Annotated in this window: 9 protein-coding genes and 4 pseudogenes; 12 read left to right on the top strand and 1 reads right to left on the bottom strand. The window is 64.5% G+C overall.

What is annotated here, in order from left to right; translation table 11 throughout:
- The first annotated feature begins 17 nt into the window (after positions 1-17).
- From IPM84_16720 to IPM84_16665, 12 genes and pseudogenes are all read left to right on the top strand, one after another.
- Entirely contained in the window at positions 18-1,295 is a 1,278-nt protein-coding gene (locus IPM84_16720) for a hypothetical protein (GenBank protein ID MBK9094376.1), read from the top strand.
- A 310-nt stretch (positions 1,296-1,605) separates the two neighbouring features.
- Positions 1,606-3,294: a PAS domain S-box protein gene (locus IPM84_16715; protein ID MBK9094375.1), complete on the top strand. Its 1,689-nt coding sequence runs from the start codon at positions 1,606-1,608 to the stop codon at positions 3,292-3,294.
- A complete protein-coding gene (locus IPM84_16710; protein ID MBK9094374.1) occupies positions 3,258-5,291 on the top strand; it encodes a response regulator in 2,034 nt (677 codons plus the stop codon). The genes IPM84_16715 and IPM84_16710 overlap by 37 nt, the downstream gene beginning before the upstream one ends.
- Positions 5,292-5,583: 292 nt before the next feature.
- Positions 5,584-6,075, top strand: a pseudogene (locus IPM84_16705) (PAS domain S-box protein).
- A pseudogene (locus IPM84_16700) lies at positions 6,076-6,465 on the top strand (PAS domain S-box protein).
- Positions 6,466-6,846: 381 nt separating this feature from the next.
- A pseudogene (locus IPM84_16695) lies at positions 6,847-7,317 on the top strand (PAS domain-containing protein).
- A gap of 415 nt (positions 7,318-7,732) precedes the next feature.
- Complete coding sequence (locus IPM84_16690) at positions 7,733-9,316, top strand: response regulator (protein ID MBK9094373.1); 1,584 nt, start codon at positions 7,733-7,735, stop codon at positions 9,314-9,316.
- A 26-nt stretch (positions 9,317-9,342) separates the two neighbouring features.
- Positions 9,343-10,887, top strand: a complete 1,545-nt coding sequence (locus tag IPM84_16685; protein MBK9094372.1) for a PAS domain S-box protein — start codon at positions 9,343-9,345, stop codon at positions 10,885-10,887.
- A 4-nt stretch (positions 10,888-10,891) separates the two neighbouring features.
- Positions 10,892-11,956: a PAS domain-containing sensor histidine kinase gene (locus IPM84_16680; protein ID MBK9094371.1), complete on the top strand. Its 1,065-nt coding sequence runs from the start codon at positions 10,892-10,894 to the stop codon at positions 11,954-11,956.
- Positions 11,957-11,963: 7 nt separating this feature from the next.
- Positions 11,964-12,227: pseudogene (locus IPM84_16675) on the top strand (hypothetical protein).
- Positions 12,163-13,329 (top strand): MATE family efflux transporter, encoded by a 1,167-nt coding sequence (locus tag IPM84_16670; GenBank protein MBK9094370.1) that lies wholly within the window; start codon positions 12,163-12,165, stop codon positions 13,327-13,329. Before IPM84_16675 ends, IPM84_16670 begins: the two are co-directional and overlap by 65 nt.
- 245 nt (positions 13,330-13,574) lie before the next feature.
- Positions 13,575-14,108 (top strand): hypothetical protein, encoded by a 534-nt coding sequence (locus IPM84_16665; protein MBK9094369.1) that lies wholly within the window; start codon positions 13,575-13,577, stop codon positions 14,106-14,108.
- Between the two features lie 832 nt (positions 14,109-14,940).
- On the opposite strand, the gene IPM84_16660 is transcribed toward IPM84_16665, so the two are convergent.
- Complete coding sequence (locus tag IPM84_16660) at positions 14,941-16,095, bottom strand: hypothetical protein (GenBank protein ID MBK9094368.1); 1,155 nt, start codon at positions 16,093-16,095, stop codon at positions 14,941-14,943.
- Positions 16,096-16,246: the final 151 nt, after the last annotated feature.

Genomic DNA, 16,246 nt, shown 5'->3' with positions numbered 1-16,246 from the left:
GAAAAGGAGTTTCGATCATGCAACGTCAGAACATCGTCCGTATCCTGGTGCTGTTCGTGCTGCTGTTCGCAGCCGTGGGCAGTGTCACGGCCAAAAGCCCAGATGGCAAGGATCATGCGGCAGGATTGCCCTCGGGCAACTACCCGCTCGACTCCAGCGACAATGTGGTGTTGAGTTCGGGAGGCCCGGCCAATATCAACGTTTCTCCGCTCAGCCTGGCCAGCACCCAGGCTACCAACACTCAGACACAGCAGGTACTGACTATCGGCAACACCAGCAGCGCCGGCAGCAGCGACTTGACGTGGACCGTTTTCGAGGATGCCAACGGCTCACCTGAGCTTGTGGATTGGAGCGACAACTTCGACAGCTACGCGACTGGCAGCCAAATGCATGGCCAGGGCGGTTGGAAGGGTTGGGCCAACGACCCGGCCGCCGGCGCGCGCACCAGCAGCATCCAGGCGCGCAGCGCACCCAACTCGGTTGATATTCTCGGCGCCTCTGATCTGGTGCATGAGTACAGCGGCTATAGCAGCGGGTCATGGGTTTACACCGCCTGGCAGTACGTGCCCACCGACTATACGGGCCAGTCCTACTTCATTCTGCTCAATACGTACGTGGACGTCGGCACCAACAATTGGTCGGTTCAGGTCCAGTTCGATGCAGGAACCAACCTGGTTGTGAACGAAGGCGCCACCGGCGGCACGCTGCCGCTGATCAAGGGACAGTGGGTTGAACTGCGCGACGAGATCAACCTCGATGTCAATACGCAGTCTTTCTACTACAATAACCAGCTCCTCTACACCGGCACCTGGACGGACGAAGTGAGCGTCGGCGGTGTGCTGAATATCGGCGCTGTAGATCTGTTCGCCAACAACGCGACCACGGTCTTCTACGATGACGTGAGCCTGGCTGCTCCCGTCCCACCGCTCTGTGATGCGCCCAGCGACATCCCGTGGGTCAGCGAGACCCCGTCCAACGGCACCACGGTCGCCGGCGCGTCAACCCCTGTGCAGGTCACATTCGACTCGACGGGTCTGGCCGTCGGCACCTACACCGGCAACCTGTGCGTCTCCAGCAACGATCCCGATCCCGGCCCCGGCAATGGGACCAACTTGGTGATCGTGCCGCTCACGCTCGACGTGCAGGCCCCCACCGCGCTCACGCTCAGCAGCCTGGATGGGACTCAGTCGCCGGCGCCCATGCCGGTAGGCCTCCCGCTCGTGGCGCTGCCGCTCGCGGCCGGCGCGGCCCTGGCGGCTGCCTACGCGTGGCGGCGCAAGCAGCGCCCCCTGTAACGCAATCCTCCGGATTGCAGCGCCGACGACGCAAGCCAGCGGCTTGCGTTACTCAGCGTGCCGGTCCACCCGACGACCGGCACGCTTCTTTTACCTTTTTTACCTTGCTCCGCGTTCTGCACCAAGACTTCGTGACCGATCCTTTGCCTGGTTGGCGTGAAACCACTATAATGGGGCCTGGACTTCGCGCTCCTCGCGTGCTGACGGTTTCTTGTAGATCCCCTATTCTCGGCTGACATCATAGGACTGGCAGCGCCGTTGCTGCCGGCCGTTCAATAGCGCAACAGCGCCAGTGAAGAAAGGCAACCTGGTGAATACCGCACAAGTAAACCCACAAGGCGTTACCCCCGGCGCGACGAATGCCCTGCCAGCCTCTGAGCCTGGCCTGCAATTACAGACGCGCCTACTGAATTCGATTGACCAGGCCGTCATCGCCACTGACCTGCATGGCGCCATCACCTACTGGAATCGGGCGGCCGAGCAGCTCTACGGCTGGGAATCCGCCGAAGTCCTGGGGCGCAACATCCTCGACATCACCCCCACTGAGCAGAGCGTCGAGGAGGCGCAGGAGATCATGACCCTCTTGCGCGTCGGCCAGACCTGGAGCGGCGAATTTTCGGTGCGCCACCGCAGCGGCCGCAGCTTTCCCGCCCTGGTCACCGACACCCCCATCCTGGATGACGACGGCCAGTTGATCGGGATCATCGGTGTTTCTTCGGATAATTCGGAACGCAGCCGCCTGCAAAGCCAACTGCAGGCCAGCGAGCAGTTCGCCACGGCCACGCTGGATGCCCTCCCGGCCCACATCGCCGTCCTCGACCGCGCCGGCGAGATCATTACCGTCAACCGCTCATGGCGCGCGTTTGGCGATGCCAACCCGCCCGCGCCGCCCGGCGCTTTCTCTGAAAGTCGCCCCGCGTATGGGATCGGCGTCAACTACCTGACCTTGTGTGACCAGGTCCGCGGCCCGGAGCAGGCGAGTGCGCAGGCCATGGCCCTGGGAATCCGCGCGGTGCTGGGCGGCGTCAGTGAGGATTTCGAACTGGAGTACCCCTCCCACAGCCCAACCGGACAGCACTGGTTCCATGCCCGTGTCACCAGGTTTGCCGCCGGCGGCAACCTGGTCATTGCACACGAGAACGTGACCGCATGTCGGTGGGCCGAAAGGGAAAGCCATCTGCTGCTGGCGCTGACGCGGGTCATCTCCGATGCTGAGAGCTTCGATGCCGCGCTGACCCTGGCCCTCAGCCTGATTTGTGAGACCGCCGGTTGGAACTTTGGCGAAGTATGGGTGCCGGCAGCGGACGGTGAGCATCTCGTGCTGGGCGCACCCTACTACTGTCGCACGGAGGATGTTTTCGGCTTCCGCGGCATGAGCAAGGGTTATGAATTCGGCCCCGGCGTCGGCCTTCCTGGCCGGGTCATGGCGTCCAGGAAGCCGGTCTGGATTCCCGATGTCACCCTGGACGCCAATTTTCCACGCGCGCCCCTGGCCCGCGCCGTGGGCATCAAAACGGCCGTGGGCATTCCCATTCTCACACGCGACACCGTGCAGGCCGTGATTTCTTTTTTCCTGACGCAAGCGCAGGCGCAAGACGACAAGATGGTCGCGCTCATCGCGGCCGTGGCCGCGCAGTTGGGCGTCGAGTTTCAGCGCAAGCAGGCGGAAGAGGCGCTGCGCCGGAGCGAAGGCCGCTTTCGCGTCGCGCTCGATAACTCCCCCATGGTCGTCTGCAGCCAGGACCGGGAACTGCGCTACACCTGGATGCACAATATGGCGTTTTCGCAGAAAATCGCCGGCTCCCCCGGGCCGCCTGGCTTCGCAGGAAGACCGCCGCCTCCGCCGACCGCCGGGGTGCTCGGCGCCGACGCCGACCGTCCCCCGGGCCCTCCCGCCATCAAGCAACGCGTCCTGGCGGCGTCGCCGAGCGCGCAGGTGAGGTGGATACCTTGCGGCAGACGATGTTCTGGTCTGACGGTGGGGCCACTGCCGGGCTGACCTGCGGCCGACATCACCCCAACAGAACGAAGAGGCCCCCCCCCCCCCCCCCCCCCGCCCTGCGCACGGCCCGGACTCGTGACGAAGCGCTGACCTGCCTGCTCGATGAAACCCTGGCTGCACTGGGGACGGAGCATGGGGCCATCTGGCTCTATCACGCGGACAGCAACGAGCTGCGCCATGCCGTGGATCGCGGCTGGTTCCAGGGCATGACAGAAACGCTCATCAAGCCGGGCGAAGGCATCGCCGGAACTGTCTTTGCCAGCGGTCGGCCACACATCTCGCCTGATTTTAGCCGCGACCCGCTGGCCCGTCCTCCGGTGGGGACCCAGTTGCCGGCCGGCTGGGGCGGCGTCTGCCTGCCGCTGCTGGGCGGGGGCGCAGATGCGGGTCCGGCCGGTGTGATCTACGTCTCGGTTGCGCTGCCGCAGCGCATCACTCCAGAGCAGGTCAGGCTGCTCGAATCGCTGGCCGAGGTGGCCGGCGCGACCATGCACCGCCTGCAGTTGTGGCAGGAGACCCAGGAACAGGCGCGCCGCGTGCAACAGATCGTGGACACCGTGCCGCAAGGGGTGCTGCTGCTCGACGCGGACGGCCGCATCGTGCAGGCCAACCCCATGGCCAGCCATGACCTGGCCTTGATCGGCGGGGGCGCCGGCGTTGGTGACATCCTGACCCATTTGGGTGATCACCCCCTGGGCGAGATGCTCGTCCCGTCACGACAACAGGGCTGGCGCCAGGTTCAGGCCGCTACGCGCAGCTTCGAGGCCATCGCGCGGCCGATCGGAGATGCCTCCGCGCCGGCCAACTGGGTGGTGGTGCTCAACGATGTGACCTACGCGCGCCAGCAGCAGCGCTATCAGCAGGCCCAGGAGCGGCTGGCCAGCGTCGGCCAGATGGCGGCCGGCATCGCGCACGATTTCAACAACATCATGGGCGCGATTGTGCTCTACAGTGAACTGCTCGGTAAGGCCCAGGAGTTGGCGGAGCGATCGAAGCACTACCTGGGCGTGATTCGCCAGCAGGCCGACCACGCCGCCAACCTGATCCGCCAGATTCTCGACTTCAGCCGGCGCGCGCCCATGCAACGCGCCCCGCTCGACCTGCTGTCGCTGACCAAGGAGATGGTCAAGCTGCTGGAACGGACGCTGCCCGAAAGCATCCGGCTGGCCGTCAAGTACGATCAGCGTGAGGTCATCGTACATGGCGACCCCACGCGGCTGCAGCAGGTGCTGATGAACCTGGCCTTGAATGCCCGCGACGCCATGCCGGACGGCGGCCAACTCACCTTCAGCCTGACCACCCTGACGCTGGCGCCGGGCCAAACGCCCCCCCTGCCCGACCTGGGGCCGGGGCGCTGGGGGTGTCTGACGGTGAGCGATAGCGGCGCTGGCATTGCCCCGGAGCACCTGGCGCACATCTTCGAGCCGTTCTTCACCACCAAGGGTCCCGGCAAAGGCAGTGGGCTAGGGCTGGCGCAGGTCTACGGCATCGTCAAGCAGCACGACGGCGCGATTGATGTCAGCAGCAAACCAGGCGCCGGCGCCGCCTTCACGATCTATTTGCCGCATGTCAACACCCCGGCGCTGGCGGAAGCCCGGGGTGTTACAGTCGCCACGCTGCCAAGCGGTACGGAGACCATCCTGCTGGTGGAGGACAATGTGGCCACGCGTGAGGCGATTGGCGAGTCGCTGGCCGGGCTTGGCTATCGCGTGTTCTCCGCGGCCACGGGCGCCGAGGCATTGGCCCTGTTCGACGCCCAGGGTCAGGGCATTGACCTGGTTCTCAGCGACCTGGTGATGCCGGAGATGGGCGGACTGGAACTCTTCCGGCGGCTGCGCGCCCAGGCGCCCGCGCTCAAGATGCTCATCATGACCGGCCATGCGCCCGAAGGCGACATCTACGGGGACTTGCGTCAGGCCGGCATTCCCTGGCTGCAGAAACCCTTCGCCATCGCCGACCTGGCCGCCAGGCTGCGCACCCTCCTGGACAGGTAACAGAATGAATCGAGCGCTTGCTGTCTTGATCGTCGAAGCTTCAGAGAGCGACGCGTGCCGGCTGGTGGACTGGCTGAGCGCGGCGGGCTACCGCGTCGCCTCGGCGCGGGTCGAGACGGCCGCTCAGATGCAGGCCGCGCTCGCCGCGCAGCCCTGGGATGTGGTCCTCGCGGATTGCAACTTACCGCAGTTCAGCGGCGCCGCCGCGCTCGCCCTATTGCAGGAGGCTGGCCTGGACATCGCGTTCATTGCCGTGTCCGGCGCGCAGGGCGAAGAGGCCGCCGCGATCATCATGAAGGCGGGCGCGCACGACTACCTGCTGAAAAGCAATCTGGCGCGCCTGGTCCCGGTCATCGAGCGCGAACTGGGTCAGGCCGAAAGCAGGCGCCTGCGCCAAGAGAGTGAAGCGGCCCTGCAGGCGAGCGAGGCGCGCTACCGTGAGCTGGTGGAAAACAGCCAGGACCTGATCTGCACCCACGATCTGGAAGGCAACCTGCTCTTCGTCAACCAGGCGGCCGCGATCATCTTTGGCTACAGCAGTGAGGCCCTCGCGCAGATGAATCTGCGTGACCTGCTGCCCCCCAAGTTGCGCCCCCTGGCCGATGTCTATTTGACCGAAATCAGGACACAGGGCTGCGCGGCTGGCGTCATGCAGGTGCGAACGGCCGGCGGTGAAACCCGTTACCTGGACTATCGCAACAGCCTGCAGCAAAAGGGTTCCACGGAGCCTGTTGCGTACAGCGTAGCCCGTGACATCACGGCGCGTATCCAAGCCGAGGCGGCGATGCGCGTCAGCCAGGCGCAGGTCACCGGCATCATTGCCACGGCCATGGATGCCATCATCACCACGGACGCAGAGCAGCGCATTGTCATCTTCAACCCGGCGGCTGAGGCCATGTTCGGCTGCTCGCAGACCGAGGCCTGCGGCCAACCGCTCGACCGCTTCATCCCCGCACGCTTTCGCGCCAGCCACCGCCTGCACATCCAGCGGTTTGCGCAGACCGGCGTCTCCGCGCGCAAGATAGGCCAGTTCGGCCCGATCTATGGCCTGCGCGCCAACGGAGTGGAGTTTCCCATCGAGGCCTCGATCTCCAAGATTCACGTCGCCGGACAGGACCTCTTCACCGTCATCCTGCGTGACGTCAGCGCGCGCGAACAGGCGGCGCAGGCCTTGCGCCGGCAGCTCGACACCCTGCACAGCCTGTATCAAATTACCGCGCTCATCAGCCAGACCGAAGCGGTAACTGAGGTGTACACGGTCGTGCTGGACAGCCTGCACAGCGTGCTGACCGCGGACCGCTCCGCCATTGTGCTGCTCGACTCCGCGGGCGTGGCGCGTTTCGAGGCCTGGCGCGGGCTGTCCGACGCGTATCGCCGCGCCGTTGCCGGCCATTTCCCCTGGTCGCTCGATGACCCTGCGCCCCAACCCATCCTGACGCCTGACGTGCATCAAGACGCCAGCCTGGCGTCGCTCAGCGCTGTTTTTGCGGATGAAGGCATTGGCGCGCTCGCCTTCATCCCGCTCAGCCACCAGGGGCGCCTGTTGGGCAAATTCATGATCTATTACAACACGCCGCACGCCTTCAGCGCGGAGGAGATCGAGCTGACCCAAACCATCGCGCGCCATGTCGCCTTTGCCATTGCGCGTAAACAGGCCACAGAAGCCCTGGCCGCCTCGGAGATGCAGTTGCGCGCCCTCTTCGCCTCCATGCAGGACGTCGTCCTGGTCATTGATCGGGAAGGGGTCTATCGCGGCATCGCGCCGACCAATCCCGCCCTGCTCTTCCGGCCGCCGGAGGAACTGCTTGGCAAGAGCCTGCGCGATGTCTTCCCGGCCGCCGAAGCCGAACTGTTCACCGACGTCTGCCAGGCCGTCCTGCAAACCTCGCACGCCACCCATATCGAATACGAACTGCCGATTGGTGACCGCCGCGTCTGGTTCGAAGCATCCATCTCACCGTTGACAGACGACAGCACGCTCTGGGTGGCGCGTGACGTGACCGCGCACAAGCAGGCGGCCGCCACCCTGCAGCGGCAGTTGCAGGCGCTGACCGTTCTGCATGCCGTCGCCTCGGCCTGTATCGAAGCCAGCGACGAGGACGACCTGATCATCAGGCTCACCCAACTGGTCAGCGCCGCGCTCGCGCTGGATGAATTCGGGATTTTCCTGCTAGATGAAGCTGGTTGGCTACGCCCGCATCCATCCTACCACCGACGCGATGGGAGTCGCGTCCAGCCCTATCGCCCGGGCCAGGGGGTGGTCGGGCAGACTGCGCTGACGGGACAGTCCCACCGTGTGGCTGACGTGCGCTTGGACCCCGACTACGTTGCGGCTACGCCGACCACCCTCTCCGAGCTGGCCGTGCCGGTCAAGATCGGCGAGCGGGTCATTGCGGTGATCAACGCCGAAAGCCCCCAATTGAACTCCTTCAGCGCCGACGATGAACGACTGCTCTCCACCCTGGCCGGCCCAGGTGGCCACCGCGCTCGAACGTCTGCGTCTGTGGCAGCAGACGCAGGAGCAGGCGCGCCGCGTGCAGCAGATCGTGGACACGATGCCGGAGGGGGTGCTGCTGCTCGACGCGCAGGAGCGGGTGGTGCTGGCTAACCCGACGGCTGGCCGCGATCTGGCTACCCTGGCCGGGGCCGCGGTCGGCGACATCATCACCCGCCTGGGCGATCTGCCGTTGACGGAACTGCTGCTGCCGGCGACGCGCGGCCCCTGGCGCGAAACCAGCGCCCATGACCGCACCTTCCAGATGATCGCCCGGCCGATTGGCGACACGTCTGAGCCTGCCGCTTGGGTCCTGGTGATCAACGACGTGACCTACGAGCGCGAGCGGCAGCGCTATCGCCAGGCCCAGGAGCGGCTGGCCAGCGTCGGCCAGATGGCGGCCGGCATCGCGCACGATTTCAACAACATCATGGGCGCGATTGTGCTCTACAGTGAACTGCTCGGCAAGGCCCAGGAACTGACGGAGCGATCGAAGCACTACCTGGGCGTGATTCGCCAGCAGGCCGACCACGCCGCCAACCTGATCCGCCAGATTCTCGATTTCAGCCGGCGCGCGCCCATGGAACGCGCCCCGCTCGACCTGCTGTCGTTGACCAAGGAGATGGTCAAGCTGCTGGAACGGACGCTGCCCGAAAGCATCCGGCTGGCCGTCAAGTACGATCAGCGTGAGGTCATCGTACATGGCGACCCCACGCGGCTGCAGCAGGTGCTGATGAACCTGGCCTTGAATGCCCGCGACGCCATGCCGGACGGCGGCCAACTCACCTTCAGCCTGACCACCCTGACGCTGGCGCCGGGCCAAACGCCCCCCCTGCCCGACCTGGGGCCGGGGCGCTGGGGGTGTCTGACGGTGAGCGATAGCGGCGCCGGCATTGCCCCGGAGCATCTGGCGCACATCTTCGAGCCGTTCTTCACCACCAAGGGCGCGGGTCAGGGCACCGGGTTGGGGCTGGCGCAGGTCTACGGCATCGTCAAGCAGCACGACGGCGCGATAGATGTCAGCAGCCAACCAGGCGCCGGCGCCGCCTTCACGATCTATTTGCCGCATGTCAACATCCCGGCGCCGACGGAAGCCCGGGGTGTTACAGTCGCCACGCTGCCAAGCGGTACGGAGACCATCCTGCTGGTGGAGGACAATGTGGCCACGCGTGAGGCGATTGGCGAGTCGCTGACCGGGCTTGGCTATCGCGTGTTGCCGGCGGCCACGGGCGCCGAGGCGTTGGCCCTGTTCGACGCCCAGGGTCAGGGCATTGACCTGGTTCTGAGCGACCTGGTGATGCCGGAGATGGGCGGACTGGAACTCTTCCGGCGACTGCGACCACGGCCGTTGGCGCCCAAGCTGTTGATCATGACCGGCCATGCGCCGGAGGGCAGCACCTACAGCGAACTGTGCCAGGCCGGCATCCCCTGGCTGCTCAAACCATTCACCATGGCCGACCTGACCGTCAAACTGCGCGCCGTGTTGGATCGTCAGCCACCGGCGGGCGACACAAGGGGGACACAAGGATGACACAAGGGGGACACAAGGAGGGCCCGATGAAGCCACGAAAGAGACAGATTGCCCCGGGTGACCCGTCATCAGCGGAACTGTCAGCTCGCCCCAGGAACTTGCGCACCGCGGCGCGGATGGCCGCGGGCCAGGCCCGGTTGACCCAATTGGAGGCGGAGAACGCCGAGCTGCGCCGTGCGCAGGCGGACTTGACCGCCGAGCGCGACGGGGTTCTGGCTGTGCTCAACCAGCAGCGCGCGGTGGAGCCGGCAGCCGTACAGGAGAGCGAAAGAGAGCTCAAGGCGATCTTCGAACTGTTGCCGGTGGGGATTTCGATCCTGGATGCGGAGCGCCGCGTCGTTTTCGCCAATTCGGCCCTGGTGGACATCATGGGCCTGTCAAACGAGGGGCTGCAGGCCGGTCAATACCGGCGCTGGCTCTATCTCAGACCCGACGGGACACCCATGCCGGCAGAGGAGTACGCCAGCGCCCAGGCGATTCGCGCCCAACGAGCGGTGTTCGATGTCGAAACCGGGGTGGTGCGCACCGATGGCCGTGTGGCTTGGACCGCGGTCAGCGCGGCGCCGGTTGCCCTGTCCAGCTGGAAGGTGGTTTTGGTCGTGCGCGATATCACCGCGCAAAGGGAGGCGCAGGAGGCCCTACGCGCCAGCGAGCAGCGCTTCCGAGCGCTCTACGCGGCCGCTCAACGGCGCGAACGAGAACGCGAACTACTGGATCAGGTGCGGATCGTGCTGTTTCACGAGCTGGACCTGGCGCAAGTCGTGCGCAAGGTGGTCGAAGCCATTGCCGGGACGTTCGGTTATGCCCAGGTCAGCCTCTACCTGCTGCAGGGCGACACCCTGTGGCTGCAACACCAGGTGGGCTATACGACTGTCATTCCCGCAATCCCCATCACGCAGGGCGTTTCAGGACGCGTGGTGCGCAGCCGGCAGCCATGCCTGGTGACCGATGTCCATGCCGATGCAGATTTCGTGGGCGCCATCGCCGGCATCGTCTCCGAAGTGTGCGTCCCCCTGCTCGACGAAGACCGGGTCATGGGCACGCTGAATATCGAGAGCACCGGCGACGTCATCCTCACACAGGCGGACCTTGAATTGATGACGGCCCTGGGTGAGCATGTCAGTCTCGCGATTACCCGCGCTCGCCTGTACACCCAGGTGCGCGAAAGTGAGGAACGCTTCCGCACGTTGATCGCAGATCTGCACGTGGGTGTGCTGCTGCAAGGGCCGGCGAGCGAAATCCTGTTGTATAACCAGCAGGCGCTCGATCTGCTGGGGCTGACGGAAAGCCAGTTGCTGGGCAAGACCTCGCTCGATGCTGATTGGGATGTCATCCACGAAGATGGTTCGCCCTTCCCCGGCCCCACACACCCGGTGCCGCGGGCCATCGCCAGCCGGCGTCCCGTCAACGACGTGTTGATGGGAGTCTTCCGGCTCAACACACAGAGCCGGATCTGGCTGCTGGTCAATGCGAACCCCCAGTTGCACCCGGATGGCAGCGTACGCCAGGTCATCTGCACGTTCATGGATGTGACCGCGCAAACACGCGGAGGATGCCCTGCGCCAGAGTGAACACTTGCTCCAGGAATCGCAGATCGTCGCCAATCTGGGCAGCTACCTCCTGGACATCGCCAGCGGCCTGTGGACCAGCTCGGAGGTGCTCGACACCATCTTCGGCATCGAAAAGGCCTATCAGCGTTCTGTCAGCGGATGGGTGGCGCTGATTCATCCTGAAGATCGCCAAGCGGTGAGCGATTATTTCATGCACGAAGTCATTGAAAAGCGCGCCTACTTCGACCGCACATACCGCATCATCAGGCAAAACGACGGCGCGCCGCGTTGGGTGCATGGCCTGGGCAAGCTCGAATTCGATGCTGAGAGCCGGCCGGTCGTCATGTACGGCACCATTCAGGATATCACGGAGCGCAAGCAAGCCGAACAACGTGCGTTCGAGCTGGCGCTGGAGCGCGAACGCATTGCGCTGCTTAGCGCATTCGTTCAGAACGCGTCGCATGAATTCCGCACGCCGTTGACCATCATGCAGACCAACCTCTATCTGCTGGAGCGGCTGACCGATCCGCTGAAACGCCAGCAGAAGCGGGCGCAGATCGAGCAGCAGATCGTCGGCATCACCCGGCTGGTGGACATGTTGGCCGAGGTAGTCCGGCTGGACAGCCACGCGCCCTTCACATTCCAGCCAACCGACCTGGACGTGCTGCTCAGCGATGTGGTGGTTACGCTGGCGCAGCGGGTTGCCGCCAGCCGGCTGACCCTGCAGCTAATGGCAGCGCCTGATCTACCGCTTGCTCCGGTGGATGCCGACCGGCTGCGCGTGGCGCTGCGCGAGCTGTTGGACAACGCGCTGCGCTTTACGCCGGCCGGGGGGCGTGTGGCGCTGCGCAGCGCGCGCGTGGCGGGCGGCGTGACGATCGAAGTGCAGGATAGCGGGCCAGGCATCCCGTCAGAAATGCAGCCGTATATCTTCGATCGTTTTTATCGGCAAGACATCAGCCACTCCACACCGGGCTTTGGGCTGGGGCTGCCTATTGCGCGCCTCATCGTCGAGCGCCACGGCGGCCGGCTGGAAATGGAAAGCCAACCCGGAGAAGGCAGCCTCTTTCGCATCGTGCTGCCGCTGTGAGAAAACGATGAGCCAGAGTGCCTTGTTCGATGATCGTGACTTCTACCCCGTATTACTTCAATTGGTCGTGCCGATCGCCCTGCAGCAGTTGGCGATGAGCGCGCTGAACGCGACGGATGTGCTGATCGTGGGCCAACTGGGCACCACCGCGGTGGCCGCGGTCGGGCTGGCGAATCAGATTCTCTTCCTGCTGCATCTGTTCTTCTTTGGCGTGGGCAGCGGCGCGGCCAATCTTTTCGGCCCAGTTCTGGGGCCGCGGCGATGTGAAAAACGTGCGCAGTATCCTGGGCCTGGCCCTGCTGCTGGCCGTGGGCGGCAGTGTCGTCTTCACCCTGGCTGCACAACTGGCGCCCACCTTTCTGCTGCGCCTCTATTCCAACGACCCGGCCGTCATCGCCCTGGGCAGTGGTTATCTGCGCCTGGCCGCGCTCAGCTACATCCCCACCGGCATCAGCGCCATGTTCGGCATCATCCTGCGCAGCACCGGCCATGTGCGCACGCCGATGGCCGTCAGCATCGGCGCCCTGGGTTTCAAGACCGCGCTCAGTTATGTCCTCATTTTCGGCTTACTCGGGCTGCCGGCCCTGGGGGTCAACGGCGCGGCCTACGCGCTGACCGTGGCGCGCATCCTGGAGTGCGTCGTCTTGCTGTTCCTGACCTACCAGCACGATCTGCCGGCCGCGGCGCGGCTGCGCGAACTGGTCTCCATCAAGCGACCCCTGCTCACCCAGTTCATGCGCACCTCCATGCCGGTCATCATCGGCGAGATCATCTGGTCGCTCGGCATCACCGTCTACGCGGGCATCTACGCCCGCATCAGCACCGAATCCATCGCGGCCTACAACATCGCAAGCACCATCGAGGGCGTGGCCTTCGTGCCGTTCATCGGCCTGGGCAACGCGGCTGCCATCCTGATCGGTCAACGCATCGGCGCCGGGGACCTCGACGCGGCGCGGCGTTTTGCCGGGCGCTTTGTGCGGCTATCGGTTGGCGGCGCCCTGCTCACCGGCTTGCTCATGGCCCTGGTCGCACGCCCTGTGCTGGGCTGGTACCGCATTTCCCCACAGGCGCAAGCCGACGCCCTGGGTATCCTGTTCGTCATGTCCGTGGTGCTGGCGGTCAAGGCCGGCAACATGATGATGGTCGTGGGCGTCCTGCGCAGCGGCGGCGACACCCGCTTCGCCCTGCTGGCCGATACAGGCCCCATGTGGACCATCGGCGTGCCACTGGCTCTGCTCGGTTCGTTCGTCCTGCACCTGCCCATCTACTGGGTTGTACTGATGGTGATGAGCGAAGAAGTCGTCAAGTTCGCCATCAGCCTGTGGCGCGTCTTATCAGGGCGCTGGGTCAACGAAGTGGTGAAGGCGTTGTAGGAGGGGGTAGGAAATAGGAAGTAGGAAATAGGAAGTAGGAAGTAGGAAATAGTAGGAAGTAGGAGGTAGGAGGTAGGAAGAGGAGGGAGGTAGGAGGGAATAGGAGGTAGGAGGAGGTAGGAGGTAGGAGGTAGGGAGGTAGGAGGTAGGAGGTAGGAGGTAGGAGGTAGGAGGTAGGAGGTAGGAGGTAGGAGGTAGGAGGTAGGAGGTAGGAGGTAGGAGGTAGGAGGTAGGAGGTAGGAGGGGTGAAACTGAAAATTCAGCATGGCGTCTGGTTCGTGTTGTCGTTCCTGGCGTTGCAGAGCGGCCTGGTCAATCTGCGCGAGATGGGGCTGAGCGAACTCGATTGGGTGCAGGGTTTTGGGCAGGGATTGGCGGTCGCCGGCGCATTCTTATTGATCTTGCTGGTGGCCGGTTGGCAATGGCGTCATGTCAACGCGGCCGCGCCGCCTGGGGTCAGGCACATCCTGCTGCCGCTGGAAACCGCGGCCACGCAGCTCCTGTGGGCTTTGCTCTGGGTGGGGGGCGCCAGGCTGCTCACGGCCCAGGGACTTGACGCCGACATGGCACGCGTGGGCGGCGCGTGGCTTGGCCTGGCGCTAATCGTCACGATCTGGCTGGCCGATCCGGCCCGACGTGCGTCCATGCGCCTGCCAGCCGGCGCGCCGCGGGAAATGACGCGCCTGGCGCTCGCCCTGGCCACGACCGTCGTCTTCATCCTGAGCGGCAACCTATGGCTGTGCTGGGCGCTGCACACCGCCGCCCTGCTGATCCTGTAACGCCAGATTCATCCAGTGCGACGCCGCCGCCCGCCGCGTGACATACCCACCCCGTAGGTTACGCCTCCGGCGTGACGACGTTGCCCGCCTCGTGACACACCCCAGCAGTTCCAAATGTGGCCTGGTTTTTTACCACAGAGATCACAAAGAACGCAGAGAAGTTGCCGATTTGCGTCTGATCTGCCGTTTCTTTGTGTTCTCTGTGCTCTTTGCGGTTGAATGTGTGCTACATTTGGAACTGCTGGACACACCCACCCCGGCTGCTGATTCCGCAACACCGGATTCATCCGGTGCGCCGTAGGTCACGCCTCCGGCGTGACGACACCGCCCGCCTCGTGACATACCCACCGTAGGTCCAGCAGTTCCAAATGTAGCCATCCATGTGACTGGCCAGCGCCAGGCCGTCCTGGTGGGCGCGACGCGTCCCGTAGGGACACCTGACCTTAGCCATCACCGCACGAGCCGTATCCGTCCGTGGGACGGTTGAATCCATCCCCGTCGTGGTATAGATTGCGCTCGGGGCGGCCTCATTCTGTCGTCCCGTAGGGACGACAGGTGTGGGGGGGCATCGCTCGCTCAAGTCAAGGCGCCCCTACGGGGCGCCGCATTTCCAAATGTAGCTCTCCAACGCCCACAATCCCTCTTGCTGCCCACCTATCTCGGGGATCTTGGGCCAAAACCGCCCGAACGAGGAGCGCAGGCCCATTTACGGGCAGCCATTCCGTTCACATTTTGGAATTCCTGCCGTAGGTCACGCCTCCGGCGTGACGCCGCCGCCCGCCACAAATCATCCTTCGATGCGTCAACGTCACCCGATCTCCTGCCCCGAACGTTACGGCAGCAGTGGAAAAACGGCCCGGAAGCGCCAGAAAGCCGGGTTTCCCTGCCGGGTCTGCAAAGCCCAGGCGCGTAGGTCATCAGCCAGGCGGCGCCGGGGCTGCGGATTGGCCGATGTGGAAGTGTGCGCAAAGGTGTAGAGTTTGTTGTAGAGATAGTTGTTCTGCGCAGTCAGCGGAATCGGATGGTAGCGAGCAAACCCAGTGCTCTGCGAGAAGGCGATCATCTCCTGATACAGCGCCAGCGTGGCACTGAAGGAGCGATTGCTGTCCGGGAACTGCGCCGGATCGCCAAACTCAGCCTCGTGGCTGGTCCAGCGACAGGCGTAGAGCGGATCGTTTGGCCCGTCGCGTAACACGTGCGCGGCAAAGGGCAGCCCGTTCGCATCCGCGGCTTCGATGCAGGCGCCGTGCGACCAGTTGTCACCCAGGGAGTGCAGGTAGACGCCAAAGGCCGGCGGCGAGCCAGCGACAACATCGCCCGTGTCCACCGTTTGGGTGGTGGTGACAAAGCAAGGCGTCGTCTGGAAAAGATCGGCCACGTTGAGCCAGGTGTATGAATAGGTGCCGCTGTAGCCAAAGGTGGCCACGCCCAGCAAGGAATCTACGTCGCCAAATGCCCATGAGCGCAGCGCCTGCAGCTCGTCCGGCCGGTCGTGCGGAAAGTGAAAAAAGATCGTGTAAGGCCCAAAACGGGATGTGAAGCAGCTCGGGCACTCCACCAGGGCCAGACTGCCCATCGTGACCGTTGGCGCGGTGGTGGAGGGCGACGGGCAGAAAGTGTCGGTCATGACCGAGCTAATCGGCGGGGCCGAGGGAAAGCTGCTGGCTGTGAAGCTGTAGATCGGCTGACCCACCGGCAGGCGTCCGCTGTCCACCATCTGCGAGTAGACCTGGATGCGCGCAGCGTCCGCTTCGGAGAAACCGGCCGCGATCGCCAGGCTGCCCACCAGGTCGAAATGGACACTGCTCACCTCGGTGTCGCTGAACACCGTGCGCGGCGTGACCTGCGGATCGTAGAAATAGAGGCGTTCTTCATCGAACGCCTGCCCCAGGGCGGCCCACAGCATGAGCAACATCACCGCGCTGATGGTTCCTGCGGCGCTCGCACGAGAGAAATACCGAAGCCACTTCGAAACGTTGTACTCCATTTGATCTCCTTATTTGGAATTCATGGTCAAGCATGTTTCGGATTGCCCGGAAGGCTGTTTCCGATTACAATCTACACGCGGCTGCGCACAGCCGTAGATTATAGACGAATGCGCCAACGCCATCTATCTGTCTGTGGAACTAATTGAGTCT

Source organism: Candidatus Amarolinea dominans, assembly GCA_016719785.1.
Lineage (GTDB): Bacteria > Chloroflexota > Anaerolineae > SSC4 > Amarolineaceae > Amarolinea > Amarolinea dominans.
This window is presented reverse-complemented; position numbering and strand designations above follow the sequence as displayed.

What these genes read in the sequence shown, in the direction of transcription:
- IPM84_16720 (MBK9094376.1), top strand. Translation starts at nt 18, where the DNA reads ATGCAACGTCAGAACATCGTCCGTATCCTGGTGCTGTTCGTGCTGCTG.
- IPM84_16710 (MBK9094374.1), top strand. Translation starts at nt 3,258, where the DNA reads ATGTTCTGGTCTGACGGTGGGGCCACTGCCGGGCTGACCTGCGGCCGA.
- IPM84_16690 (MBK9094373.1), top strand. Translation starts at nt 7,733, where the DNA reads ATGAACGACTGCTCTCCACCCTGGCCGGCCCAGGTGGCCACCGCGCTC.
- IPM84_16685 (MBK9094372.1), top strand. Translation starts at nt 9,343, where the DNA reads ATGAAGCCACGAAAGAGACAGATTGCCCCGGGTGACCCGTCATCAGCG.
- IPM84_16660 (MBK9094368.1), bottom strand. Translation starts at nt 16,095, where the DNA reads ATGGAGTACAACGTTTCGAAGTGGCTTCGGTATTTCTCTCGTGCGAGC.